The organism is Dyadobacter sp. CY323, from assembly GCF_021390245.1.
In the GTDB taxonomy this organism is placed as follows: Bacteria; Bacteroidota; Bacteroidia; order Cytophagales; family Spirosomataceae; genus Dyadobacter.
This window is the reverse complement of record NZ_JAJUXH010000003.1, coordinates 547,564-573,078: the sequence shown is the minus strand read 5'-3', so window position 1 is coordinate 573,078 and position 25,515 is coordinate 547,564. Positions and strand designations below refer to the sequence as shown.

At 44.5% G+C, this 25,515-nt stretch carries 20 protein-coding genes; 5 read left to right on the top strand and 15 right to left on the bottom strand.

All coding sequences use genetic code 11. The annotated features are described in order from the left end of the window. Positions 1–125: 125 nt before the first annotated feature. The 4 genes from LZG72_RS08655 to LZG72_RS08640 form a co-directional block, all read right to left on the bottom strand. A complete protein-coding gene (locus LZG72_RS08655; RefSeq protein WP_233870281.1) occupies positions 126–1,148 on the bottom strand; it encodes a dipeptide epimerase in 1,023 nt (340 codons plus the stop codon). 32 nt (positions 1,149–1,180) lie between these two features. Then, positions 1,181–2,056, bottom strand: a complete 876-nt coding sequence (locus LZG72_RS08650) for an NAD kinase (RefSeq protein ID WP_233870278.1) — start codon at positions 2,054–2,056, stop codon at positions 1,181–1,183. Between the two features lie 76 nt (positions 2,057–2,132). Further along, on the bottom strand, positions 2,133–2,804 hold the full coding sequence (locus LZG72_RS08645) for a CBS domain-containing protein (RefSeq protein WP_233870276.1): 672 nt from the start codon (positions 2,802–2,804) through the stop codon (positions 2,133–2,135). 86 nt (positions 2,805–2,890) lie between these two features. Beyond that, a complete protein-coding gene (locus tag LZG72_RS08640; RefSeq protein ID WP_233870274.1) occupies positions 2,891–3,664 on the bottom strand; it encodes an alpha/beta fold hydrolase in 774 nt (257 codons plus the stop codon). A 450-nt stretch (positions 3,665–4,114) separates the two neighbouring features. Here LZG72_RS08640 and LZG72_RS08635 point away from each other — a divergent pair, with 450 nt between their 5' ends. Then, positions 4,115–5,008 (top strand): alpha/beta hydrolase, encoded by an 894-nt coding sequence (locus LZG72_RS08635; protein WP_233870271.1) that lies wholly within the window; start codon positions 4,115–4,117, stop codon positions 5,006–5,008. A gap of 12 nt (positions 5,009–5,020) precedes the next feature. Here LZG72_RS08635 and LZG72_RS08630 read toward each other — a convergent pair whose 3' ends face one another. From LZG72_RS08630 to LZG72_RS08620, 3 genes are all read right to left on the bottom strand, one after another. Next, the gene (locus LZG72_RS08630) at positions 5,021–6,157 is read right to left on the bottom strand and encodes a polysaccharide biosynthesis protein (RefSeq protein ID WP_233870269.1); all 1,137 of its coding nucleotides are present in this window, start codon (positions 6,155–6,157) and stop codon (positions 5,021–5,023) included. Between the two features lie 125 nt (positions 6,158–6,282). Next, a complete protein-coding gene (locus tag LZG72_RS08625) occupies positions 6,283–7,212 on the bottom strand; it encodes an AraC family transcriptional regulator (protein ID WP_233870267.1) in 930 nt (309 codons plus the stop codon). A 172-nt stretch (positions 7,213–7,384) separates the two neighbouring features. Further along, a complete protein-coding gene (locus LZG72_RS08620; RefSeq protein ID WP_233870490.1) occupies positions 7,385–8,524 on the bottom strand; it encodes an acyl-CoA dehydrogenase in 1,140 nt (379 codons plus the stop codon). Between the two features lie 185 nt (positions 8,525–8,709). Here LZG72_RS08620 and LZG72_RS08615 point away from each other — a divergent pair, with 185 nt between their 5' ends. The 3 genes from LZG72_RS08615 (at position 8,710) to LZG72_RS08605 (ending at position 12,625) form a co-directional block, all read left to right on the top strand. Then, positions 8,710–9,981: a hypothetical protein gene (locus LZG72_RS08615; protein ID WP_233870264.1), complete on the top strand. Its 1,272-nt coding sequence runs from the start codon at positions 8,710–8,712 to the stop codon at positions 9,979–9,981. Continuing rightward, positions 9,978–11,219, top strand: a complete 1,242-nt coding sequence (locus tag LZG72_RS08610) for a hypothetical protein (protein ID WP_233870262.1) — start codon at positions 9,978–9,980, stop codon at positions 11,217–11,219. The genes LZG72_RS08615 and LZG72_RS08610 overlap by 4 nt, the downstream gene beginning before the upstream one ends. 62 nt (positions 11,220–11,281) lie before the next feature. Continuing rightward, positions 11,282–12,625 (top strand): MutS-related protein, encoded by a 1,344-nt coding sequence (locus LZG72_RS08605; RefSeq protein ID WP_233870258.1) that lies wholly within the window; start codon positions 11,282–11,284, stop codon positions 12,623–12,625. A gap of 26 nt (positions 12,626–12,651) precedes the next feature. Here LZG72_RS08605 and serS read toward each other — a convergent pair whose 3' ends face one another. The 5 genes from serS to glyA all read right to left on the bottom strand — a co-directional run bounded on the left by serS (position 12,652) and on the right by glyA (position 18,329). Further along, a complete protein-coding gene (serS, locus tag LZG72_RS08600) occupies positions 12,652–13,944 on the bottom strand; it encodes a serine--tRNA ligase (protein WP_233870257.1) in 1,293 nt (430 codons plus the stop codon). A gap of 45 nt (positions 13,945–13,989) precedes the next feature. After that, on the bottom strand, positions 13,990–15,348 hold the full coding sequence (locus LZG72_RS08595) for an aspartate kinase (RefSeq protein ID WP_233870254.1): 1,359 nt from the start codon (positions 15,346–15,348) through the stop codon (positions 13,990–13,992). 226 nt (positions 15,349–15,574) lie between these two features. Then, complete coding sequence (gene ribH / locus LZG72_RS08590) at positions 15,575–16,078, bottom strand: 6,7-dimethyl-8-ribityllumazine synthase (protein ID WP_233870252.1); 504 nt, start codon at positions 16,076–16,078, stop codon at positions 15,575–15,577. A 102-nt stretch (positions 16,079–16,180) separates the two neighbouring features. After that, positions 16,181–16,882, bottom strand: a complete 702-nt coding sequence (locus LZG72_RS08585; protein ID WP_233870250.1) for a tetratricopeptide repeat protein — start codon at positions 16,880–16,882, stop codon at positions 16,181–16,183. 142 nt (positions 16,883–17,024) lie between these two features. Next, positions 17,025–18,329 carry a serine hydroxymethyltransferase gene (gene glyA / locus LZG72_RS08580; RefSeq protein WP_233870247.1) on the bottom strand — a complete coding sequence of 435 codons (1,305 nt, stop codon included), beginning with the start codon at positions 18,327–18,329 and terminating at the stop codon, positions 17,025–17,027. A 351-nt stretch (positions 18,330–18,680) separates the two neighbouring features. On the opposite strand from glyA, the gene nagB reads away from it, so the two are divergent. After that, positions 18,681–20,621, top strand: a complete 1,941-nt coding sequence (gene nagB, locus LZG72_RS08575; protein WP_233870245.1) for a glucosamine-6-phosphate deaminase — start codon at positions 18,681–18,683, stop codon at positions 20,619–20,621. A gap of 102 nt (positions 20,622–20,723) precedes the next feature. Here the strand turns inward: nagB and LZG72_RS08570 are convergent, their stop codons facing one another. Genes LZG72_RS08570 through nuoL form a run of 3 tightly spaced genes read right to left on the bottom strand, consistent with a single transcriptional unit; the run spans position 20,724 to position 25,513 of the window. Next, positions 20,724–22,121: an NADH-quinone oxidoreductase subunit N gene (locus LZG72_RS08570; RefSeq protein ID WP_233870243.1), complete on the bottom strand. Its 1,398-nt coding sequence runs from the start codon at positions 22,119–22,121 to the stop codon at positions 20,724–20,726. Positions 22,122–22,128: 7 nt separating this feature from the next. Beyond that, positions 22,129–23,577 (bottom strand): NuoM family protein, encoded by a 1,449-nt coding sequence (locus LZG72_RS08565; RefSeq protein WP_233870240.1) that lies wholly within the window; start codon positions 23,575–23,577, stop codon positions 22,129–22,131. Between the two features lie 19 nt (positions 23,578–23,596). Continuing rightward, positions 23,597–25,513: an NADH-quinone oxidoreductase subunit L gene (gene nuoL / locus LZG72_RS08560; protein WP_233870237.1), complete on the bottom strand. Its 1,917-nt coding sequence runs from the start codon at positions 25,511–25,513 to the stop codon at positions 23,597–23,599. Positions 25,514–25,515: the final 2 nt, after the last annotated feature.

Sequence of the window (25,515 nt, the reverse complement as noted above, 5' to 3'; positions counted from 1 at the left end):
TTGCAAATAACTACGAAAGGCTTCGTTGTGAGCCATTCCAAGGTAGTCTGTTCCGCTAAACCAAAGGTATTCAGTACTTTGCGTTGATACAGTTCTGCCTGGAAGTTTGTTGGTCGAGAAGGCATTCACCCGTTTTTTACATTAAGTGAAGCGCCGCTCCCATTTTCGTTTGCATAGATTACCTTGCCGTAATCGAACGTAACGCCCGTGGCAGGATCGTTTGTAATCAACAATGAACCATCCATATCCACGTAATCAAGAAGTGGCAGCAAATGTGCGATTGCTGAAATTCCAACGCTGCTTTCAGTCATGCAGCCGACCATGGTTTTCATGCCCAGAAACTTCGCCTCTGTGATCATCCGTTTTGCAGCAGTGGGGCCGCCGCATTTTGTAAGCTTAACATTTACGCCATGAAAAAGCCCCTCGCATTTTGCGACGTCGCTTTCAATGATGCAGCTTTCGTCGGCGATGACAGGTAATGCACTTTCCTGAAAAACCTTTTTCATACCCGAAATATCGTCTGCCGGTAACGGCTGCTCGATAAACTCAACTCCCAAAGTTTTCAATTTCGGTGCCAGATCGATTGTCTGAGCCGCGGTCCAGCCGCAATTCGCATCCACCCTGAAAATGGCATTGGTATTCTTACGAAGTTCCTGAACAATGCGGAGATCTTCATTCGTACCCAGCTTAATTTTGTAAATCGGCCATGGAAGTTCTTTCATTTTTGATACCATTTTTTCGACGGTATCAATTCCAATCGTAAAGTTTGTCAACGGATTGTTCTCGGGAGAAAGTCCCCAGGACTGATATAATTTTTCACCTTTCTTTTTAGCGAAAAAATCCTGCGCAGCTTCATCCAATGCGCATTGTGAAAAGGAATTGGATGTGAGATATGGATTCGCCAAATCCCAAAGTTGTTCTGCGGAGTTATAATTTCCGGATTCGACCAAGTCGCGGACTGTTTCCAGGGCGGCGATCATATTGTCGATCGTAATGCCGTAATAGGGATTGGAAGTTGCTTCTCCAAAACCACTGGTGAATCCATCGCTCAGCTCAACAATAAGTGTGGGCTGGATGTCCCTGGAATCGTGGGCAATGGTGAAGGTATGTTTTAATTGAAGGTCAAAAGTGTGGTAGGTAAGCTGCATTATATCATGTATTTGAAAAGGGTTAATGTCAGTTAATTACGCATATCCAGTCCCCACGACAATTTGCTTCTTAATGTATTCAGAAAGCTGTCGTCTTTCATCTTGATTAGTCTGGCTGTAAAGTCGGCTTTCCGCACTGTAAGCTGGGTATTTTCATCGACTACTTTTGATCGGGCATCCAGTGAAACCAGGAAATTATTGCTCCGGCTTTTCACTTCCAACCGAACAATCGCGGTATCTTCTACAATGAGCGGACGAACATTCAGGTTGTGCGGACTGATGGGGGTAATGATAAAATTCTGGGAATGAGGCATTAGCACAGGCCCGCCGCAGCTGAGAGAATATCCGGTAGAACCTGTTGGCGTTGAAACGATCAGACCATCTGCCCAATAGGAATTCAGAAATTCCTGGTTGAGATAGGTATGAACGGTGATCATCGAAGAAGTGTCGGTTTTTGTGATCGTAAAGTCATTCAGCCCGAAATTCAATCCGTCAAACAAATCAATATTAGACTCGACTTCCACCAAAGTGCGTTCATCGATCCGGTAATCACTATTTTCCAGCGCCGCGATCATATCTGCAATGCGTTCCGGGGACACGGTTGCCAGGAAACCGAGACGTCCGACATTGATGCCAATCGCCGGGATTTGTCTGCTGCCAATGTGCGATATGGTTTCCAGAAGTGTGCCGTCGCCACCCATACTCAACACCAGTTCGGCATCGAAAAGATCTTCGGGACGTTCGTAAACCAGCTCTGAGTAATGGGGGATCCCGGTTTGGTCGAGAAAGATCCGGAATGAACCGGAAAGCTGGACTCTCACTTTTTTGCGGGCCAGCTCATTGAACATGTTTTCAATAAACGGGCGGGCGGACTCATTAAAGTTACGTCCATGAATGGCTATTTTCATGCAAAAATGGCTAAAACAGATGGTTTCCTCCGAAAGATACGGGACAAAAAGGCTGATTCAAAAGTCGTAACCGGAACTAAGTGGCCAGATAGCGTAAAAGCATATCGAGGCGTTCCTGGTCGAGACTTTCTATTGGATCGTTGGCATGGGCTTCTTCGATTTCATACCCAAAACGTTCCAGGGTTGCAATGAGTGGCGTAATGTGGGTCCGGTTTAGTTTAAGTGTAAGCCGGGCTTCGTTGGTCGGATTGTAAACTTCTCCGGAGGAGTAATAACTGCTGAGAATTTTGGTGCCGTTCGATTCGATTAAACGACTGATTTCGGAAAGTGAGTAGCTCCGTTCGGGAATTCGTAATACAATCACTGCCCCTTTTTCCTGAATACCCAGCTCATTGGCAAAATGCTCGATCAGATCCGTTACCAGAATACTTCCGGCAAAACTTCTGTCGTCATGCAAAACGGGCACAATGCGTAAACCAAACTGATTAACAAGTCGTAAAAGCTCGTAAGGATGCTGGTCTTCGGAAGCAAAAATATCTTTATGCAGGATAATAATGCGGGAAAGCGGATCGGAACTATCGACGACATCGAATAAAATATCTTCTGAAACAATTCCCTGATATACGCCTGAATCCGCTACGATGAGCTGCTTAACCCCAAACTCGTCCATCCAATCCAATGCCGTGCTCACCGAATCAGTCGGTTTCAGTACGGGTACCATGGGATTAATGAGCGAGGAAGCGAGCATATATTCAGGACGTCATTTTTCGAAGCTATAAAAAAACTGAGTATGTATCAACTATCGTACCAAAAGAATTGGTGCCATTTAATTCGTCAGACAACCGGTACCGGGATGTGTTTTTCCAAAAAGCTTTCAAGAATTACATTAAATTCATTTGGACGCTCCATCATTGGCGCGTGGCAGCATTTATCTATAAAATGCAGTTCTGAATCTGCTATTAAACGATTGAACTCGTATCCAACGTGTGGAGGTGTGATCGTATCGTTCAATCCCCAGACCAAAAGTGTAGGGACCGTAATCTCGTGAAGGTTTTTGGCGAGGTTGTGGCGCTGGGCGGATTTTGCGATCCCCACAATGCTCATGCATTTCGGGATGCTCGAAGTTGTTTCAAATACTTCGTCCACCAATTCTTTGGTCGCAACTTCCGGGTCATAAAAAGTGTAGGCCACGCGTTCCCTGATGTAATCGTAGCTTCCGCGTTTCGGGAACGAACCTCCCATTGAATTCTCAAAAAGCCCTGAACTGCCGGTCAAAACCAGCTTATGGACGTTATCCTGATTTTTGAGTGTGTAAAGTAATCCGATATGACCACCTAACGAATTGCCGATGACGGTAAGGTTAGTGAGGTTTTTGAATGCAACAAAATCTTCCAGAAACGCCAGCAGAGCTTCGAGCCCAGCCTCACGCGGGGGCAATTCATAGATCGGCAGGAGGGGTATAAGGACACGATAGCGACTTGAAAAATGATCGATAATGCCATCCCAGTTGCTTAGTGCGCCGAAGAGGCCATGCAAAAGCAGTAATGTTTCGCCTTTTCCTTCATCGATAAATTGAAACCTGCCTTCTGCATGTACTGGATATTTCATTCTTCTGTGGTGGATTTATATGGATAATGAAGCCTTAACGCTGTAAAAGAGTTCAATTAAGCCATTAGAACGTATCAAAGAAAGTTATGCATGATTCTGATATCTGCAAAACTAGCTATTTTTTTAATCGGTTATTGATGTAAAGTAACAAAGCAGATTCGATTTTCTTGTAAATATTATATTAATATAAAAAGAATTAATGCACCAGCACGGAATGATACAATTCTTTGGTAATCTTCCTCCCAAAAGTCAATTTTTGTAGAGGTAAATAACTTTGGTTTTTGACTTAATCAATTTGGATCCATATTGGGAAAGCAGCTATTAAAAATCGTCCTGCATTGCTCAGATATAGTAACCGAAATTTAATTAGAATATGTTTGCTGTGGGATTAGAAAAAAATTAGAACATCTTCTCTCAAACCGACCTTGAAACTCCCCGAATATGGCTCAAATGAGAATAACAGTACTTATGTTACTTATGTCACTGGTACTGAAAGTGCAGGCACAGACTGAGATTCCATTGTATAATGGCAAGGTACCAAATGCAATCGAGGTGGAAGATCGGGGAAATACGAAAGATGGTGTAGCAAGAAACGTGTCAAAACCGACGCTCAGCATTTATCTGCCACCTGCGGCTTCAGCAAATGGAACGGCTGTGATCGTTTGTCCGGGGGGCGGTTATGGAGTTTTGGTAATGGATCGGGAAGGTTATCAGGTTGCAAAGGAACTGAATAAGCTCGGCATTGCTGCTTTTGTCCTCAAATACAGGTTGCCCGATGACCGGATCATGGACGATAAGTCTATCGGACCGATCCAGGATGCGCAGCAGGCAATTAAAACGGTGCGAGAAAGATCATCCGAATGGAAAGTTGATCCCGGGAAAATCGGCATTATGGGATTTTCAGCGGGCGGGCATCTTGCAGCCACTGCCGGCACGCATTATGACAGCAGCTTCATCAGTAATCCGAAGAAAACCAGTTTACGTCCCGACTTCATGATCCTCGTTTATCCCGTAATCAGTTTTCTGGATCGGATCGGACACAAAGGGTCGGCGGCTAACCTGCTGGGGGCGACGCCGACAATTGAGAAAGTGAGATACTTTTCAAATGAATTGCAAGTCAAGAAAACCGCTCCGCCAGCTTATCTTACACACGCCAGCGACGATACCGTTGTCCCGGTTTCAAACAGCATCAAGTTTTATGAGGCATTGACGGAAAAAGGAGTGCTCGCAGATATGCATATCTATTCGAAAGGAGAACATGGTTATCTTAAAGTGCCTTCGTTTGATGAATGGTTTGGAAGATGTAAACATTGGATGCAATCAACTGGTTTTCTACCCAAATAATGTTCGGACAACTTATGTGACCAGGTCGAGCCGCTCAAAATCCGAGTTACAACTGACATATTCCGGAACCATCCGTTTCAGGAAGCTTACCATTTCATCGGAACAGCTACTGCTGAGTACTGCTGCAAGGGATTTATTAAATGCCTCGAAATCGGCATTTGCCGGACAAGCTGCATTCATTAGTTTGATTTTCGGGTGAATGGAAAAACATTCCAGCTCGTCTGGCTGATGTAGCTCCTCCGACAACTTTTCGCCGGGTCGCAAACCGGTGAAGATAATTTCGATGACTTTATTCGGTCTGAGGTTAAGTGATCGGATCATTTTTTCAGCAATTGTACGGATCAGTACCGGCTTTCCCATATCGAAATACAAAACCTGCCCACCAGTCCCGATCGCACTAGCTTCCAGCACAAGTTGACAAGCTTCCGGGATTGTCATCAGGTAACGGCTGGCATCCGGGTGGGTAACGGTTACAGGCCCACCCGAGGCGATCTGTTTTTGAAAAACAGAAATAAAAGATCCATTTGAGCCCAATACGTTGCCAAACCGGGTGATAATGAACTGAGTGCCGGAATGTAAAGTCTGCTGGATATACATTTCGGCCAATCGTTTGCTGGCTCCCATAACACTCGATGGATTCACAGCTTTGTCCGTAGAAATGAAAATGAATTTACTAACCCGATATTTTATGGCCAGATCTGCCAGGATCTGGGTTCCAAGCACATTCGTCCTGATCGCTTCGTAGGGATGCTTTTCCATGATCGGAACGTGTTTATATGCAGCCGCATGAAAAACGATATCGGGTCTGAATTGCCGGAGAATGCTGTCAATCCGTACGGGATCGGTGATGTTGGCTATAAAAGCGTTAACATTGATAGTAGGGTAGGCGGAACGAATATGCATTTCAACGTCGCCGAGAGCTGTCTCAGACTGGTCGAGCAGGATGAGTAACTGAGGTTGATAGTCGCAGATTTGCAAAGCAAGCTGAGTTCCGATCGAACCTGCGGCACCTGTGATCAGGATCTTGCTGTTTCGTATCTGGTTTCGGATATTCCTTTGATCCAAAACAATCGGATCGCGCTCCAACAAGGTTTCGTACGGAAAACGGTGTTCTGCTGAGACAAACGGGTTACTTAAATTGGGTAGCATGATAAGATACCTCTTGAATGTGAGGATATCTTTGATACGCGGGGCCATTCATTTGGTCACAAAAAAAGAGCCGTATTTTTTACATACAGCTCCTTCAATAATTTATTAACAAGGAATTTTAAATCCTAAACATTCATCAACGATTCACGACGACGCATTTTACCGGCTGGAATTCCAAACATCATTTTAAAACGACGGCAGAAATACGCAGTGTCTTTGTACCCCACATCAGAACCAATGGCGCGAATGCTTTTCTTGGAAGTACGAAGTAAATCAACGGCTTTCTCCATACGCTGATATTCGATGTAATCCTGAGGGTTGATACCGGTCAGCATTTTGAAGTATTGACCAACATAATCTTCGGAAACATTCGCTACGTTCGCCAAAACCTTGTTTGAAAGGTCTCCACCCAGATTATCCTTGATATAAGCAAAAATATCGATCAGACGGGGATCTTTAAAATAGGTACTGTTGGTGACAAGTTGCTCAACAAACAGTTTGTTTTTCAGAATGTAACGGATGATCTCAATAACGACTTCTTCTGTTTTGATCTTGATGATCCGACCTTTACCCGGCGTATCAAGCATATCCTCAGTGAGGATCTGATTAATGGTAGCAGCAATCTGATCGTCTCTTTTGATCAGGAACGGAGGTACATCCAGGGAAGTAAAGAAATTGACCGTGTCAAAAACTTTTGCTTCGAAGGAAATCAGACCGAATGAGTTGGGAAGCTTGCCGATTAATGCAGGATCGTGGCCCGCATCAATGTAATTATCCCGGTTTGTCATGAACTCCTCATTGGATACCGTTTTAGCGGTTTGCGTATTTCCGTAGGTAACGGTGGCATGCTTTCCTCCCGGAATGAAAAGCATATCTCCCTCTTCGACCCGATGCGATTCCTCTGAGCCGAACGAAACTTCACCGTCGTACAAAATCGTAAGTGAATTTTGGACATCGTAAAAGTTTTTAATTGTGATGGGTTGTAAAATCCGGATGTGACGGGCTTTCACGAACTTCACCCCAAGCGACTCAATAATCTTATTATAGTCTTCCATGCTTGATATATTTAAAGGCTCTTGCGACCTATGTTTCTAATTTTGTACAAATCTAATAAATTGTACAAAACTAATACAACAATAGATTGACAAAAAAGTGAAAAAAAGTGATATTTTTATATGACTTTAATCCAACATTTAGAATAAAATGGATTTAATCCTTTGAACGGGATCATTTTAGTAGTTCACGGGCAATAACGAGTTTTTGTATTTCGGAGGTACCCTCGTAAATCTGGGTAATTTTGGCATCTCTCATCATGCGCTCCACGTGATATTCTTTCACGTATCCATAGCCTCCATGAACCTGAACAGCCTCCGTGGTCACCCACATCGCCACATCCGATGCATAGAGTTTGGCCATCGCGGCAGCCTTGATATAGTCCTTTCCTTCATCCTTCATTCTGGCGGCTTTGTAAACAAGTAACCGCGCGGCCTCAATTTTCATTGCCATTTCTGAGAGTTTAAATTGAATGGCCTGATGCTCACTGATGGGCTTGCCAAATGTTTTCCTTTCTTTTGAATATTTCAAGGAAAGTTCAAATGCGCCTGCTGCTATCCCCAGTGCCTGCGCTGCAATACCGATGCGCCCGCCATTTAACGTGCTCATCGCAAACTTGAAGCCAAAGCCGTCTTCCGCAATGCGGTTTTCTTTTGGCACTTGCACGTCCGAAAACATGAGTGTATGCGTGTCGGATGCCCGGATTCCCATTTTGTCTTCCTTTTTTCCAACACTAAAACCTTCCCATCCCTTTTCGACAATGAACGCATTAATGCCTTTATGTCTCAACTCGGGGTTTGTTTGTGCGATCACGAGACATACCGAAGAAGAATTGCCGCTGGTGATCCAGTTTTTTGTTCCATTTAATAAATAGTAGTCGCCGTGATCGATTGCAGTTGTGTGCTGAGAAGTTGCGTCGGAGCCTGCTTCCGGCTCGGACAAACAAAATGCGCCGATAATATCGCCGGCCGCAAGACGGGTGAGGTATTTCTGTTTCTGCTCTTCACTTCCATATTCTTCTAGCCCCCAGCATACCAGAGAATTATTCACGGACATAATTACCCCAGCCGACGCATCGATCTTGGAAATTTCTTCAATCGCTATCGCGTAAGCCAGCGTATCCATTCCGCCGCCGCCATATTCCGGGGATACCATCATGCCCATGAAACCCAGCTGTGCCATTTCGCGGGTGAGGGCTATATCAAATTTCTGGTCATTATCCCGTTCAATTACACTTGGCAAAAGTTGATTTTGTGCAAAATCACGGGCAGCTTCGCGCACTGCTTCATGTTCTTCACTCAGGTTGAAATCCATTCCGTTCAATAGTGCAGCGGATGCCATAAGCAACATTGATTATCGTTGATGACGTTTTTCAAAAATATAATTTTGAGAAAAAGTATGCAAGCATACAGTTTGCTAACCGATTAAAACTTTGGGTTTTGCTACCCACTTTCAGGAAAACTTGTCTTAAGTTTGCGCCTGATTGTGAATATCTGACTATGCCCGTTCTTACCGTCTTTTATATAAAGCTGATCATTAATCTTGGATTAACACTCGGAATTTTCTGGACTGTCAAACGTTCAGATCTTTTTTCAAAGTGGCAGCAAGACAATGAAAGGTTGATTTTCGGACTTGGTTTTGTCTTACTTCGTCTCATTCCCTGGATAGGCATTTTCCTCATTATCAACGAAGATCCCAGGGGCGATATTCCTTTCTTTTTTTATAAAGCCGAGGCCGCGAAGGCGGGCGGTTTTGTGTACCGGGATTTCTGGTCATATCACGCGCCTTTGTATGCTTACATTATAAGTCTGCCTGTCTGGATCTGGCACAACGCCCGCGCCATTGTGCTTTTTATGGTTTTGATGGAGTCCGGAATTTTGTGGCTGACCTATCAGACCTACAAAAAGAGAATACCCAATGCATTGCAGCTGGCGATCATTTATTATTTGTTACCGGCGGGTTTCATGTATATTCTGGTGGATGGCCAGGAGGAAGTCTGGTTTTGGGGGGCGGCATTGCTGATCTGGAGATACACATTGAAAAAAACAGTGGATTATGAAGTAGGTGTGGGGCTGCTCTATGCGCTCGCGTTGCTTACCATTAAGGTCACTTTCATATTTCTTTTGCCTGCATTACTTATCAGTGTAAAAAAACCAGTAAAAATGCTTCTGGTCATGGCTGCGATCGGGCTACCTGCCGTTGGATTTTTATACTGGCAAATAGGAGATCTGTTTTTAATGCCGATCCAGCACACCGAGCAACTCATGACACCTAATTTGTTTTCAATAACAAGACCATTTGTTGAAATAATGTTCCCGATCGACGAGAAGAAATCGACGCTGATCAACTGGTTCGGACTTTTGTTCACCGTTTTCATTCCTGCATTCATTGCATTTAAAGGCCGCCATAAACATGTGAATGAAGTTCTGCCGGGCATTTTCATTGCTTGCTTTGTGTGCATGATGATATTCCAGGCCAGTGCAATGGGAGCGTATGTGATCGCATATTTAATGGCTGTGTTATTTGAAATCATCGATATTCGCAAAACCGCTCACGTACTGATACTTTTAGCGCTCAACTGGCTGACCGTCGTCCAGCCATTTATTTGGGTTTATATAAAGCAACCTGCGTATAAATCCCTGGGAATGTTCGAAAATCCTTCGTTTTTATTCGAATATGTTCTTCAGATATTAAATGTGCTTTGTTTCTTCTGGGTACTTCGGGAGACGTATCGCAAAGTTGCTGTTTCAGGAAAACCGGCATTGATATGAGTATTGTCCTTGCCAAATTAGGTATCAGCGTTTTTTGCCTGCTCGCGACTGCACTTTTACTTTTTACAAAAAAATCATTTTCAAACTGGCTGGAAGGCAAGTCGGTTGCGACGACACTTTTCTCGGGCTGGTTTCTTCTGCGATTGGTTCCGTTCGTGATTATCTACCTCATTGCTGGAATGGAACCTACGTCGGATGTGAATGGGTTCTGGGATATGGCCAGCAAAGCATCCCAGGGTCAGGTTGTCTATCGGGATTTTTGGTCCCCATATTCCCCGCTTTATTCCTATTTTCTGGCAGTTTGGGTTAAGATCTGGTATAGCCCCAAAATGGTGGTTTTCGCGATGATCGTGGTGGATGCAGTTGCATTGATATTGTCATACCATTTTTTCCGTCCCTTTCAATCGCGTGGCATTTCGCTCTTTAATGCGATCATATATCTGATACTGCCCGGATCACTGATCCTGTGCGTGATCGGGGCCCAGGAGGATGTATGGATGTGGCTTTTTGTAATCCTCGCATACCTGGTGAGAGAGCGTACCTTACGGACCGAATGGTTTGCGGCCATTCTCGCCATTGGGTTGTTAATGACCAAAGCGATCTTTATCCTGATCTTCATTCCGTTATTTCTTCTGGAAAAAGAAAAGATCCGGTTCATTATTCCTATTGCCATTATTGGAGTTGTTTCGCTGGCTATCCTGTACCCAATCGTGGGACTGGAATTTTTACAGCCGCTCGGCGAAGCCCAAACATTGAGAGCGCCTAATATTCCTTCGGTACTGAATCCATGGTTTTTTAATCAGATTGGAGTTGGGGAGAAGTTTTGGAACTGGATTGGTTTGGCCATTTCGGTCGGACTTGCTTGTCTGGCTGCGTGGCGGCTCCGCAATGCCGATTTCAGGATCATGCTTTCCCGGGTCTGGATCGTGCTTTATGCCTCAATGATGATTGTCCAGCAAAGTGCATATAGCAATTATATTTTTCTCTTTTTGATCCCGCTGGTGTTTGATGTGATAAACTGGCGAAATAAAACGCAGGTAGCTCTGTTTTTCGTTTTTAATCTCCTCTGCGTTGTACATCCGTCATTCTGGTGGCGGCTTGGAATGCCTTGCTACATGACACCTGCGGATACTTTTGCCTCATCCGATTTGCTTGTTGATTATTCGATGCAGGTAAGCATTGTATTCTTGACAGCTTATTTTATCTGGCTTGCATTTCCGAGAAAAAGGATCATTTAACTTTATTTAACGCCCGTTCATTCAGGCACCTGCCTACATTTGAAGATGACTAAATCTTCAAAATGAACCCGGTCGATCCCCACACATTGTCCGAGCTACAGATTGTTTCCGAGCACCACCGGTCGGCGGGCATACTTAATTATTTTGATCAGACAAAAACCTACGGAGGCCGGGATTATCTCAAAAAAATGATTTGTGAGCCTCCGGCGACATTGACTGCATTGTTATCATTCCAGGATTTGTTAAAAACCATTGTTTCTAATCCTATAAGCTGGGAAATCGACATTCCACGTGCCTATGTCATGGCCGCTGAGAATTATTATACACTGAATATCGCGCATTCCATGTCACAGGATGTTTTCAAACATTGGTTCGACACGCTCATTTTTTCATTTCGAAATCCGGCCGAATTTTCACGCATTCAAAGTGGATTAATGGCTGTTTTGAAGTTGATCAGAGCGGTTAACAAGATGTTGAAAGCACTGGAAGAAACAGAAATCCCGAGAGAGATTGCCGGAGAAATAAGTGATATGCGAAAATTTCTGTCACATGCGGCTATCAAATCGCTTTTAACTCAAAAAGACGAAAACCTGTCAAACAGATCCGTTTTTCATCTCGACTATTTTTTTAGAGTGGAACATAAAAAGGCACTCAGGCATTTTCTGGATGTATTTTACAAGTTCGACGCATACCTGGCAATTGCGAAAACGGCAGTTGTGAATAATTTGTCGTTTCCTGAAATCCGTGCGGATATAGCAGATTTTAATGCTGAATCGGTCTGGCATCCGCTGGTTGCAAATGCGGTTTCAAACCACTTTGAATTAGTCAGTGCCAAACCGGTTTGCATTTTGACAGGAGCAAATACAAGTGGTAAAACGACATTCCTAAAAACCTGTGGCATTGTCGTTTACCTGGCGCATTTGGGATGGCCCGTTCCGGCAGAAAAGGTGAAACTTCCATATGTAGACCGACTATTCACGTCCATTCATTTGTCCGACGATCTGGATTTGGGTTATAGTCATTTTTACAATGAAATGATGCGCATTAAAAGTATCGCGACCGCATTAAATGAGGACGAAAAGTGCTTTGTAATCATCGATGAGCTTTTCAGGGGCACAAATCAGGACGATGCGCTGCATTGTTCGAGAACAGCTGTGGATGGTTTTTCGAATTTTAAAGGGTCGTTGTTTATCGTTTCCACCCATTTATTGGAATTGATAAAAAACTATAGTACATCTCCCCAAGTCTCATTTAAATGCTTCAAAACCCGGATCACCGGAATGCAGTTTGAAAATTCCTACCGGATCGAAGATGGAGTTGCTTATGAAAAAGTGGGGCGGCTGATCATGATAAAATCTGGAGTTGAAGCATTGCTAAAAAAACAAAAACGGCTCCCAGATATCTGAAAGCCGCTTTCGTAATTTTTTTTAATCTATTCAATTGTATCAAAACCGCAATAGGGAACAAGTACTTCCGGAACCTTCACCGTACCGTCGGCTTGTTGATTGTTTTCTAAAAGAGCCGCTACAATCCGTGGCAATGCGAGTGCAGACCCATTTAACGTATGCAGCAACTGAGTCTTTTTTTCAATGGTTTTGTATCTCAATTTCAGACGATTGGCCTGGTAAGTCTCAAAATTTGAGACGGAACTGCATTCGAGCCAGCGTTCCTGGCCGGCAGACCACACCTCAAAGTCATACGTTAGTGCTGAGGTAAAGCCCATATCACCGCCACAAAGCCGCAAAATGCGATAAGGTAATTCAAGCTTTTCAAGCAAACCTTTGACGTGACCGACCATTTCATCCAATGCCTTGTACGAATCCTCAGGCTTGTTGATCTGGACAATTTCAACTTTGTCAAACTGGTGCAAACGGTTCAACCCTCTCACATGCGCGCCCCAGCTTCCTGCCTCGCGACGAAAACAAGGAGTATATGCCACGTTTTTTACGGGTAGCTCGTTTTCAGCAACAATCACGTCGCGATATAGGTTGGTGACCGGCACTTCCGCAGTTGGGATCAGGTAAAGATCATCTGCGGCGTCATGGTACATCTGGCCTTCTTTATCAGGCAATTGCCCCGTCGCGAAACCAGAGTCTGCATTGACAACAATCGGGGGCTGAACTTCGGTATAACCAGCCTTTCCTGCTTCATCGAGAAAAAATGCGATCATCGCCCGTTGTAAACGTGCCGCTTTTCCTTTGTATACTGGAAAACCGGCACCCGAAATTTTGTTACCCAGCTCAAAATCAATGATAGGCGCCTGATTTTTCCCCAATTTTTTAATCAATTCCCAATGAGGAAGCGCATTGGCGGGCAGAACTGGTTTTACACCTTTTTCCATCACCGTCACATTATCCTCCGCAGTCCTGCCTTCTGGAACACTTTCGTGGGGCAGATTAGGCAATTTTACCAACTCATCCAGAAGAGATGCCTCGATCGTTTTGTGCTCCTCATCAAGTGATTTAGAACGTTCTTTCAACGCAACCGTATCTGCTTTGGCCGCCTCGGCCTCGGCTTTTTGTCCCGCTTTAAGCAATGCTCCGATTTCCTTTGCTTTATTGTTGGAGAGCGCCAGCGTGTCGTCGAGTTCTTGCTGTACATCACGACGTTTTTTGTCCAGGTCGAGGATCCGGTCTATCGCTTGTGTTGCATCTTTGAAATGCTTTTTTATAAGCCCCGCAATGGTCAGGTCCCTGTTGTCGCGGATAAAATTCGTTTGTAGCATCTGGCTTTTAGCTGTTAGCTTTTAGCAATTTTTTAAGTCTTCTGGTCACGGAGCTGTGAAAATGTCTTTCATCGCGTCTTCATAAAAGAAGAGACGTTCGTTCAGGACATTCAATGCTTCCGCTTTATATTTGGAATGGATCAGCAGTGAAAGGTTATGCTCCGAAGCGCCATACGAAATCATTCGTATTGGAATATGTTTCAATGCATCCAAGACTTTTAATGCGATCCCTTCCTTATCCGCACTGAAATTCCCTACTATACAAATAATATTCTGGTCGCGGTCATGTTCCTCCAAATCAGCGAATTCACGCAATTCCGCACTGATCTTATCGAGGTTTTCAGAATTATCGATCGTCACCGAAACCGACACTTCCGAAGTAGTGATCATGTCCACCGGAGTTTTGTATTTCTCGAATACTTCAAACACTCTACGAAGAAAGCCGTAGGCATTCAGCATACGGGTGGAATGGATGTAAATCGCGGTAATGTTGTCTTTCGCGGCAATAGCTTTAATCTCGCGATCTGACGTTTGATTTGCGATCAACGTTCCGGGAGCTTCCGGCTGCATGGTATTTTTTAATCTCACCGGAACGCCGCGCAGCTTGGCCGGAGTAATGGTACTCGGATGCAAAATCTTCGCTCCGAAATAAGCTAGTTCGGCAGCTTCTTCAAATGTCAGCTCGCGTATCGGAAAAGTACGTTTCACAATGCGCGGGTCATTGTTATGCATTCCGTCGATATCGGTCCAGATCTGAATTTCGTCGGCCCGGATCGCCCCGCCAATTAATGACGCAGTGTAATCAGAACCACCTCTTTTAAGGTTATCAACCTCATCACGTGGATTTCGGCAGATAAAACCTTGTGTGATTATCGTTTGCTTGTCCGTATACTGGTTTAAAATGGTTACCAGCTTATCTTCAATGGTAGCTAATTCCGGTTCTCCATCCGCGTCGATGCGCATGAAATCCAGGGCGGAAAGCAAAACAGAATTTTCGCCTTTCTCTTCCAGGTATGCCTGGAACATTTTGGTACTCAATATCTCACCTTCGGCAACCAGCTCCTTTTCTTTCTTTAAAGTAAAAGGCTTGATGCCAACAAGCGATTTTATAAACCCGAATTCTGTATCGACTATCTTTTGACCCTTTGCCAAACCGTCAGGCGTGGAATACAAGTCTTTAATAAAATGCATGTAATGCGTTTTCAGATCATCGATCTGCGTCGCCGCTTTTGAATCGTCGAAAGCTTTTGCAGCCTCTCCTATTGCGATCAATGCATTTGTAGAGCCTGATAATGCCGACAAAACGACAATCTTACGGCTGGGATCACTATTAAGAAGTTCGCGGATCGAATGCATACGTTCGGGTTTCCCTACCGAAGTCCCGCCAAATTTCCAGACTTGCATATGGTTAATTTTGAATGATAAGTTTTGAATGATTGAATGCGCCACTCCCCTGGCTAAAAATGGTCATGTGTTGTCATTGGTGGTCATTAATTGTTCTTTACAGGTCGGAGTTTTGTTAGGTTGTGTTTTGTCAGATATTCATTTTCAAAACTAAACCATCCCGATCTGCACTGAACCATTCCAAACAACTCATGACTATTAATGACTAAAAATGACAATACTTGACTTATAAGTACCCCTGCGCGACTTGTCCGTATAGTCCCAGCATTTTAATAGCTGTCATAGCCGCTTCGTCGCCTTTGTTTCCGTGAATTCCACCGGCTCTTTCCAGGGCCTGCTCCATCGTATTAGGTGTTAAGACCCCGAAGATGACGGGTTTGTCTGTTTTAAGGTTCACGTTTGTGATGCCCTGGGCTACTGCGTGATTGATATAATCGTTATGCTTTGTGTCACCCTGAATTACCACGCCTAATGCAATGACTGCATCGATATTGTGACGCTGTGCAAACCATTGCGACGCAAGAGTCAGCTCAAAGCTTCCGGGCACATTTCCTCTTTCGATGTGCTCAGGCAATGCACCATATTGAATCAATGTGTTGTAAGCTCCCTCAAAGAGCTTTTCGGTTACTGCTGAGTTCCATTCGGCGACAATAATGGCGAACCGCTTTAAACTGATATCAGGCAATCCCTCTGTATTAAAAACACTTAAATTTTTATCTGCGCTTGACATTTTTATAAATTTTCGAAATCTGAAAAGTGACCAGTAAGTGAATAAAAAAAGGATAAAACCTGTGTCGGCTTTATCCTTTTAGGAACAGAAATGGTTGAACCATTATTTGCCGACCTGTCCTTCCAACAATCCCATGTATTTCTTTGCATTCACCACTTCCGAGGAAAGCGGGAATTCATCGATCACACGTTTATATGAAGCAGACGCATCAGCAGGTTTACCTGCTTTTTCCTGAGCGATTGCAAGTTTCATGAGATAGACAGGCGTAAAATATTCGTTTTTCTCGTAGTCAGCAGCCTTTTGATAATAAGAAATGGCTTCTGCCGGTTGATTTTTTTCAAGATAAGCATCTCCGATCAATGATTGCGCACGCGCATGGATCAATAGATCTGAAGAGCTGAAAGATTGAAGATGACTGATTGCGTCGTCGAATTTACCTTGTTTGAGTAGAGCCACGCCCGCGTAGAAATTTGCAAGGTTGCTGGCATCGGTTCCTTTGTAGCTGTCCGCAATGGAAAGAAGGCCTTCATTTCCGCCACTGCCATTCAATGCTTTTTGTAGAGAATCTGCTTCGAAATCGTAAACGACACTTGCAAGTGCATTTTGCGCGGTTCCTTCCTGGCCATCTATATAAAAACGGTATCCTGCAAAAGCAAGGATTGCCACCAATATCGCCCCCCCAACACCATATAACACTTTGCGGTTTTTAAGGAAAAAAACCTCAGCTTTATTGATCTGGCCTGCTAGTGCTTCCGGAGTTTCAATAATTTCAAGTCCGGATTCACCCGTAATTTTCTTGCTCATATCAAATAATTCGATTTTGGAGTGCAAAGTTATGAAAACTTTGCTAAGTCGAAACAAGTTGTGTTACAATTATTAGTGTCAATATTTCAAGTAAAAGAGCGTGATGGATCGGTCCCGTCACGCTCTTTTTGAGTGATATTATTTAAATGTATAAAGGAAACTGTTTCATCCAGGTATTAACCTCTTCTTTAACAGCTGCGATTTTGGCATCCTGATCGTGATTTGCCAAAACGGTGTCGACCAGATCAACGATACGCTCCATGTCCGATTCGAGTAAACCTCTTGTTGTCATGGCCGCAGTTCCCACACGGATTCCCGAGGTTACCATCGGCGATTTGTCATCAAACGGAACCATGTTTTTGTTAATGGTAATGTCCGCTTTGATCAATGTATTTTCTGCCAATTTCCCTGTCAGGCCGGAATCAATGCCATTTTTTGTCCGTAAATCAATTAGCATCAAATGGTTATCTGTTCCACCGGAAATAATGCGGTATCCTTTTTCAACAAATGCCTTCGCCATTGCCTGCGCATTTTTAGCCACCTGAGTCGCATAGTTGTAATAACCCTCGCTCAGAGCTTCTCCAAAAGCGATTGCTTTCGCAGCGATAATATGTTCCAACGGACCACCCTGTGTTCCCGGGAAAACACCGGAATCAAGCAAGGAAGACATGGTACGAAGTTGTCCTTTTTGCGTTTTGATGCCGAATGGATTTTCGAAATCATTGCGCATCATAATGACGCCGCCGCGTGGCCCGCGAAGCGTTTTATGTGTTGTGGTCGTTACAATGTGGCAGTGATCGAATGGGTCGTTCAACAAACCTTTTGCAATAAGTCCGGCCGGATGCGCAATATCGGCCATTAAAAGTGCACCTACCTGGTCTGCGATTGCCCGTAAACGTTCGTAGTCCCAGTCGCGGCTATACGCGGATGCGCCGCAGATCAACAACTTTGGTTTTTCCCTTACAGCAGTTTCTTCTACCTTATCCCAATCGATCAGACCGGTTTCTGCTTCTACGCCATAGAATATAGGCTGGAAGTATTTACCCGAAATGTTAACCGGCGAACCGTGGGTGAGGTGACCACCATGGGCCAGGTTAAAACCCATAATTTTATCACCCGGATTCAGGCAGGCCAGGAATACGGCTGTATTTGCCTGTGCGCCGGAATGTGGCTGGACATTCGCCCAGGTTGCGCCGAAAAGTTCTTTCAGACGGTCAATCGCAATTTGCTCAATTTCATCAACCACCTCGCAACCACCATAATAGCGTTTTCCCGGCAAGCCTTCCGCATATTTATTGGTAAGTACGCTGCCGGATGCTTCCATTACCTGACGGGAAGTGAAGTTTTCAGAGGCAATCAGCTCGATTCCAGATTCCTGGCGATGCTTTTCTCTATTGATCAGATCAAAAATGGTGGTGTCACGTTCAACGCTTGTAAGTGCAGACATGGGCTTTGTCAGAAAAATGGTGTGATGCTTGTAGAATAAGCCGCAAAAATACGAGCAATTCTTTTGGAATAAAAAAATAAGACTTACTTTATGTTAAATGCTGGAAATGCCATAATCCAGGAACCGCAGCTAGTCGCATTCGATTGAAAAACAGTAATTTTAATGGAGATTATTTTTTAAATTATTTTAATAATTTTCAGTTTTGAACCGTACTTTTGCGACCAAATAACGTTGCGTGGTCGAACACTTCGCCGATAATCCTTAATTTTCGGTTTAATTCATTTACGAACCCTTAAAAATAATTTTAAGCAAATTATGAGCCATCAAACGGTGAGTCCCCAAACAATTCTGATGCAAGCTTCCAACAATGGCAAAGGCACAGCCGGAACGATCGGCCAGCCTATCACCTACGAAAAGATCCCTACACAAATCTTCGCGGATTCCAAAGAGGCATCGAATGCAGTTGCGCGTGAAATCGCTGATCTGATCCGTCAAAAACAAAAGGAAGGAAAATCTTGCGTGTTAGGACTGGCAACCGGATCGTCGCCCAAAACCGTGTACGCGATCCTTGTTCGGATGCATAGGGAAGAAGGATTGAGCTTCAAAAATGTGATTTCATTCAATTTGGATGAATATTATCAAATGGAGCCGGATTCGATTTATAGCTACCACCGCTTCATGAAAGAACAATTGTTCGATCATGTGGATATTCCGAAAGAAAATTACTTCATTCCCGATGGAACGGTGCCTACTGCATTGCTGCGTGAGTACTGTACTTCGTATGAGAATAAAATCAACGCAGTAGGTGGTCTCGATTTTCAATTGCTTGGTATCGGAGGTAATGGGCACGTGGGTTTCAATGAGCCGGGTTCTCTGATCAACTCCCGTACACGTCTGATCACGCTCGACCATTCTACCCGCGTTGCGGCCGGAATGGAATTTGGTGGGTTGCATAACGTGCCTCGCAAAGCCATTACATTAGGTGTTGCGCCCATATTAAATGCGCGCAGGATTGTGCTGCTGGCCTGGGGCGAGAGAAAGGCTTCTGTGATCCGCGCGGCTGTGGAAGGGCCGGTTACTGAATTAAACCCGGCATCTTACTTACAGGCGCATCCGGATGTATCCTTCGTAGTGGATGAAAGTGCTGCTTCGGAGCTGACGCGCATTAAAACACCATGGGCAGTTGATTCGGTGGTTTGGGATAATAAAATGATCAAAAAGGCGGTGACCCATTTGTCAGCCTCATTGAACAAACCAATCCTTAAACTGACGGATAAAGATTACAATGATAATGGGATGAGCGATTTACTTGCACAATACGGTGCAGGTTATGAGATCAATATTAATGTATTTAATCAGCTGCAGCATACCATTACCGGCTGGCCGGGTGGTAAGCCGAATGCAGACGATACACATCGTCCGGAGCGTGCGCAGCCTGCCAAGAAGCGCGTACTGATTTTCAGTCCACACCCGGATGATGATATTATTTCCATGGGAGGTACGTTCCAGAGACTGGTAGATCAGGGCCATGAAGTGCATGTTGCTTATCAGACTTCCGGTAACATCGCGGTTGCCGATGATGAGGCGCTCCGTTTTATTGACTTCGTAGTAGATTTCAATAATGGTTTTGGCCTTGATAGCCCACAGGCAAACCAGCTTTTTCTTGACGCTAAAAACTTTTTGAGGCATACCAAAGACAGCGAAATCGATACGCCTGAAATCCGCAAAGTGAAAGGTTTGCTGAGACGGGGTGAGGCCAAAGCTACCTGCCGTTTCGTAGGTATCCCGACGAGCCAGGCGCATTTCCTTGACATGCCGTTTTACGAAACAGGAACAGTCCAGAAAAAGCCAATCGGTGAAATTGACATCAAAATCATCGAAAATCTGATCGAGGAAGTGAAGCCACATCAGATTTATGCAGCCGGCGATTTTGCAGATCCACATGGTACCCATAAAGTATGCTGGGACGCTATCGAAGCCGCTTTACAGCGATCAAAACATAAGAATTTCATGAAAGACTGCTGGGTTTGGTTGTACCGCGGTGCATGGGCTGAGTGGGATATTTATGAAATTGAAATGGCGGTACCGATGAGCCCTGACCAGGTATTGAAGAAACGTCAGGGAATTTTCAAACACCAGTCACAAAAAGATGGAGTGGTGTTCCAGGGAGAAGATTCCCGCGAGTTCTGGCAACGTGCAGAGGAACGTAACCGTGGCACTGCCCAGCTCTACGATTCACTGGGACTTGCTGAATATGAGGCAATGGAAGCGTTCGTAAGATGGAAGTTCTGATCCATTGATTGATATAAAATAAAGAAGGCCGTCGTAGATCAGTTTACGACGGCCTTCTCTTTTATTAAGGATTAATTGCTGACTGGGCCAGTCAAAATTGACCTACATAAAGCTCTCAAAAATACCAGGTGCAAGACCGAACAGAATGGTCAGGAATGTAGCGAGTACCAGGATCACCTGATAAAATGGCGCAACCCGGATTTTGATCAGGTCGCCTTCTTTTAAATACGAAGAAATAATGACCCTGAAATAGTAATAAATACCCACTGTCGACATTAAGACAGCTATCACAGTAATCCAGATAATACCTCTGTCAGCGGCACTTGTGAAGATAAAAAACTTACCCCAAAATCCGGCTGTCAAAGGAATCCCAGCCAGCGAAAGCATCGAAACCGCCAAAATAAACGCCAGGAGCGGATTTTGTTTTGCTAATCCATTAAATGCCTCATAACGCTCGTTCGGTTGTCCTTCGAAGGTTTTTTCCTTGGATACCAGCATCAACACACCGAATGCGGAGATGGTAGAAAGTGAGTAGGCCAGTGAGTAGAAGATGATGGCGTTCTGGCTGGGCTTCGTCAGGGCGGTTAATGCGATGAGCAAATAACCAGCATGGGAAATACCGGAATAGGCAAGCATTCTTTTGAAACTGTTCTGGCTTGTGGCGCCGATGTTGCCCACCAATAAGGTAAGAACGGCGATCGCGGCGATTACGAGCCACCAGAAATTATAAATGCCGGTAAATGAGGTATTTAAAAGTCGGAAAAGAGCTGCAAATCCTGCCGTTTTTACAATGGTCGACATGAATGTCGTGAAAATCGTAGGCGCACCTTCATACACATCGGGAGTCCAGAAGTGAAAAGGCGCTGCTGAAACTTTGAAAAGCATTCCGATCAGCAGTAATAAGAATCCTGCGTAGAGAATGTAAGGCTGCGATCCCGCCGGAATATTAGACGAAAAGCCTTGAATCTGCATCAGATTAAAAGAACCGGTCGCTCCGTAAATCAGCGTCATTCCGAAAAGCATAATACCGGTCGCAAATGCACCCATCAGGAAATATTTAAGGGCAGCTTCATTCGAACGAAGGTTACGCTTGTTACTTCCCGTCAGTACATACATCGCAACAGACAGTATTTCAACACCAATGAACAGCATGATCAGATGTTCGAAACCGATCATCATAATGGCACCAACCAGTGAAAACAGCATTAAGCCGTAATACTCTGCCGGCTCAGAGTCCGGATTATCCTGAAATCCACCGGAAATCGCAAAGATCATGAAAGCCGAAAGCAATACGATCCCACTGAATGCCAATGTAACGTTGTCCACCCGGAACATGTCGTAGAAGTATAACAATGGCCCCTGGTTCCAATCGATAAAATTGCTGATCAGGGTAATGACCAGAAATAAAAGTGTGGCGGGAAGAAGAATGTTCTTTGATTTCGAAAAGCCCAGGAAAAGCGTTACGATACCAAAAAACGACAACAATATAATGGGATACATATTTTTACTAGTTATTGACCAATTGCAAAAGCTGGCTTACAGTAGGTTCGGTTATTTTCAGAAACGTATTTGGATAAATTCCAATCCAGAAAACCATAATGACAAGGGGTAGGAGCACCGCCCGCTCACTTGCAGTAAGGTCCTGAAATCCTTCTACCCATTTGGATTTTGGGCCAAACATCGATTTCTGAAAAAGCCGCAGCATGTAAACGGATCCAAGAATGATGGTAAGGCCAGCAATGGCGCCGAGCCAGCTATCATAAGCAAATACACTCGATAGCAAAAGAAATTCACCTACAAAACCATTTGTCAGCGGTAATGCAACGCTTCCGAGCAGCAAAATCATGAAGTAGACACTCAAATGAGGTGTACTTTGCGTAATGCCTCCAAGTTGGTCGAGGTACCTGGTTTTTGTTCTCGAATAAATAATATCGATGATAAAAAACAATCCGATAACATTAATTCCGTGCGCAAGCATCTGAATCAGAGCTCCTTGTAACCCATTTACGGAAGAAGAAAAGACGCCAGCCGCCATTAAACCGACGTGAGCAAAGGAGGAATAAGCGATCAGACGTTTCATATCGCTCTGCTGAATTGCGATAATTGAACCATAAATGATCCCGATCACGGAAAGTATCATTGCCAGTATTCCCCAATCCTGCATTCCTGCCGGTACAATCGGCAGCAGAAAACGGATCAGACCATATACCCCCATTTTTAACATAATGCCAGAAAGCAGCATCGTAGCCGGGGTAGGGGATTCGGTATAAGTATCAGGCTGCCAGGTATGGAATGGGAACAATGGCATTTTGATCGCAAATGCAATGAAAAACGCCCAGAAGATGAATCCCTGAACCGCCGGGCTCAGTTGAAGATTGTAGAATGCCGTTATTTCGGAAGTATGGGTGCCGGGTGTTTGGTAATATAAATACACCAGTGCGACCATCATGAATAAGCTACCGAAAATGGTATAGATAAAGAACTTGAATGTGACTTTCAGGCGATTTTCACCACCCCAGATTGCAGCAAGAAAATAAACCGGAATCAGTGCAGCTTCAAAAAACAGGTAGAACAGAAATGCATCGGTCGCTGTAAAAACACCGATCAATGCGGCTTCCATGAAAAGGATCAGGGAATAGAAAGAAGCTGCGTTTTTGTATTCATGTTTGAATGCGGAAAGGATGATCAGCGGCGTGAGAAATGTGGTCAATAAAACCAGTACCAGACTAATTCCGTCGAGGCCAGCTGCGAATGAGATTCCTCCGGAAGCTACCCATGCATATTTAAAGCCAAATTGAGTGCCTGCTGCTGGATCAAATTGCAGCCAGGTAAAAATGGCGACACCCAATGATGCAAGTCCGCCGACCAAAGCAACCTGTTTTGAAAGGCGCTCTCCCGATAAAAGGGTTAGCACACCGGCGGCTATGGGTAAAAGTATTAAAAGAAGAGTAAGCATATTTTCAGGTCAATACGGATCAAAGTAAGAGCTTCCAGAACAATATGGCGACGATTCCAAGAACCATTGCGAACACATAATCTCCGGTCGAGCCCGTTTGCGTCTTTTTCAGTTGGCCGGCAAAAAAGTTGATCAGCCTGGCGGTACCATTCACAAACAGATCAATGAAAAATTCACCGAAACTGTATAGGATATTAGACAGTGTTTTGGTCGATTTCACAAAAACAGTGTCGTAAAGCTCGTCAACATAGTATTTGTTGTAAACCAATCGCTGCAATGCTGATTTTTCTACGGTGTCGGCTGCCGGAACTGCTGATTTCTGTACGTACATCACATAAGCAGCAATCGCCGAAACCAATGCAACAGCAACGGAAACGCCCATTAACAGATATTCTTCTGAATGCGAAAGGGTAGTAGGCTCAAAGGCGAGGGGATTAGCCTGGCGGGCTGCGTCATACAATGGGCTCATGAACTCGGCCAGATGATGTGTTCCATGTAATGCTTCCGGAACCCCGATAAATCCGCCAACTGCTGATAAAACAGCTAAAATAATCAGCGGAATCGTCATCGACGCGGGTGATTCATGCAAATGATGCTCCTGCTCGTGGGTACCTCTGAATGTCCCGAAGAAAGTAAGGAAAAGCAGCCTGAACATGTAAAAAGAAGTCATCAGAGAACCCAGTACACCGATCACCCACAAGAGTTTATTATGCTCAAAAACATGGGCAAGAATTTCGTCTTTGGAGAAAAAACCTGCAAATGGCGGAATACCTGAAATGGCAATGGTAGCGATCAGGAACGTCAGAAAGGTAACAGGTAATTTTTTTCTTAAACCACCCATTGAACGAATATCCTGCTCGTCGGACATCGCGTGAATAACACTACCCGCAGCAAGGAAGAGCAATGCCTTGAAGAACGCGTGGGTGATCACATGGAACATCGACGCGGAGTAAGCCATTGCACCAAGACCCATGAACATATAACCCAACTGACTTACAGTGGAATACGCCAGTACTTTCTTGATATCATTTTGCAGAAGGCCGATCGAGGCGGCAAATAAAGCCGTGGCCGCACCGATTATGCCGACGATTTCCAGTGTCGACGGTGCCAGAGAATACAAGACGTTCGAGCGGATCACCATGTAAATACCCGCAGTAACCATCGTCGCCGCGTGGATCAATGCGGAAACGGGCGTCGGGCCAGCCATCGCATCGGGTAGCCAGGTATATAATGGAATCTGGGCTGATTTCCCCATTGCTCCGATAAACAAAAACAGGGTAATGGTGATGATCACGGGATCTCCGATTTCAAAACCAGCTGCTTTGCTGAAAACTTCTGAATATTCTACGGAACCAAATGTGGCAATGATGGTGAAGATCCCCAGCAAAAAGCCAAGGTCACCTACACGGTTCATTATGAATGCTTTCCGTGCCGCATTGTTGTAGTTTGTGTTTTTATTCCAAAAACCAATCAGCAAATAAGAACACAATCCAACACCTTCCCAGCCGATAAACATGATCACGTAATTGGAACCCAGTACCAGCAGCAGCATAAAAAACAAAAACAGGTTGAGATAAGCGAAAAACTTACCAAAACCGGCATCGTGATGCATGTAGCCAATGGAATAAATGTGGATCAGCGAGCCAACTCCGGTGATGATCATCAGCATCAGAAGTGAAAGCTGGTCGATCTGGAACGAGAATGGAATGTTGAGATCGCCGACGGTAATCCAGTCGAAAAGGGGTAGGATGTACGGCTGACTTCCCGAAGCCAGGAATGCATTGAAAGTCATGACGGAAAGTACGAAACTGGCAACAACGGCCAATGTTCCGATCACTCCGGCAGCACCTTTTGGAATAGTAGGAAACCCAAGCCCGTTGATCAGGAAACCGAGAAGCGGTAACAGCGGGATCAGGATAAGTAATGTTTCAGACATGT

Excerpts from the sequence above, each read along its gene's own strand:
- LZG72_RS08655 (WP_233870281.1), bottom strand. The coding sequence starts at position 1,148 with ATGCAGCTTACCTACCACACTTTTGACCTTCAATTAAAACATACCTTC.
- LZG72_RS08650 (WP_233870278.1), bottom strand. The coding sequence starts at position 2,056 with ATGAAAATAGCCATTCATGGACGTAACTTTAATGAGTCCGCCCGCCCG.
- LZG72_RS08645 (WP_233870276.1), bottom strand. The coding sequence starts at position 2,804 with ATGCTCGCTTCCTCGCTCATTAATCCCATGGTACCCGTACTGAAACCG.
- LZG72_RS08640 (WP_233870274.1), bottom strand. The coding sequence starts at position 3,664 with ATGAAATATCCAGTACATGCAGAAGGCAGGTTTCAATTTATCGATGAA.
- LZG72_RS08635 (WP_233870271.1), top strand. The coding sequence starts at position 4,115 with ATGAGAATAACAGTACTTATGTTACTTATGTCACTGGTACTGAAAGTG.
- LZG72_RS08630 (WP_233870269.1), bottom strand. The coding sequence starts at position 6,157 with ATGCTACCCAATTTAAGTAACCCGTTTGTCTCAGCAGAACACCGTTTT.
- LZG72_RS08625 (WP_233870267.1), bottom strand. The coding sequence starts at position 7,212 with ATGGAAGACTATAATAAGATTATTGAGTCGCTTGGGGTGAAGTTCGTG.
- LZG72_RS08620 (WP_233870490.1), bottom strand. The coding sequence starts at position 8,524 with ATGGATTTCAACCTGAGTGAAGAACATGAAGCAGTGCGCGAAGCTGCC.
- LZG72_RS08615 (WP_233870264.1), top strand. The coding sequence starts at position 8,710 with ATGCCCGTTCTTACCGTCTTTTATATAAAGCTGATCATTAATCTTGGA.
- LZG72_RS08610 (WP_233870262.1), top strand. The coding sequence starts at position 9,978 with ATGAGTATTGTCCTTGCCAAATTAGGTATCAGCGTTTTTTGCCTGCTC.
- LZG72_RS08605 (WP_233870258.1), top strand. The coding sequence starts at position 11,282 with ATGAACCCGGTCGATCCCCACACATTGTCCGAGCTACAGATTGTTTCC.
- serS (WP_233870257.1), bottom strand. The coding sequence starts at position 13,944 with ATGCTACAAACGAATTTTATCCGCGACAACAGGGACCTGACCATTGCG.
- LZG72_RS08595 (WP_233870254.1), bottom strand. The coding sequence starts at position 15,348 with ATGCAAGTCTGGAAATTTGGCGGGACTTCGGTAGGGAAACCCGAACGT.
- ribH (WP_233870252.1), bottom strand. The coding sequence starts at position 16,078 with ATGTCAAGCGCAGATAAAAATTTAAGTGTTTTTAATACAGAGGGATTG.
- LZG72_RS08585 (WP_233870250.1), bottom strand. The coding sequence starts at position 16,882 with ATGAGCAAGAAAATTACGGGTGAATCCGGACTTGAAATTATTGAAACT.
- glyA (WP_233870247.1), bottom strand. The coding sequence starts at position 18,329 with ATGTCTGCACTTACAAGCGTTGAACGTGACACCACCATTTTTGATCTG.
- nagB (WP_233870245.1), top strand. The coding sequence starts at position 18,681 with ATGCAAGCTTCCAACAATGGCAAAGGCACAGCCGGAACGATCGGCCAG.
- LZG72_RS08570 (WP_233870243.1), bottom strand. The coding sequence starts at position 22,121 with ATGTATCCCATTATATTGTTGTCGTTTTTTGGTATCGTAACGCTTTTC.
- LZG72_RS08565 (WP_233870240.1), bottom strand. The coding sequence starts at position 23,577 with ATGCTTACTCTTCTTTTAATACTTTTACCCATAGCCGCCGGTGTGCTA.
- nuoL (WP_233870237.1), bottom strand. The coding sequence starts at position 25,513 with ATGTCTGAAACATTACTTATCCTGATCCCGCTGTTACCGCTTCTCGGT.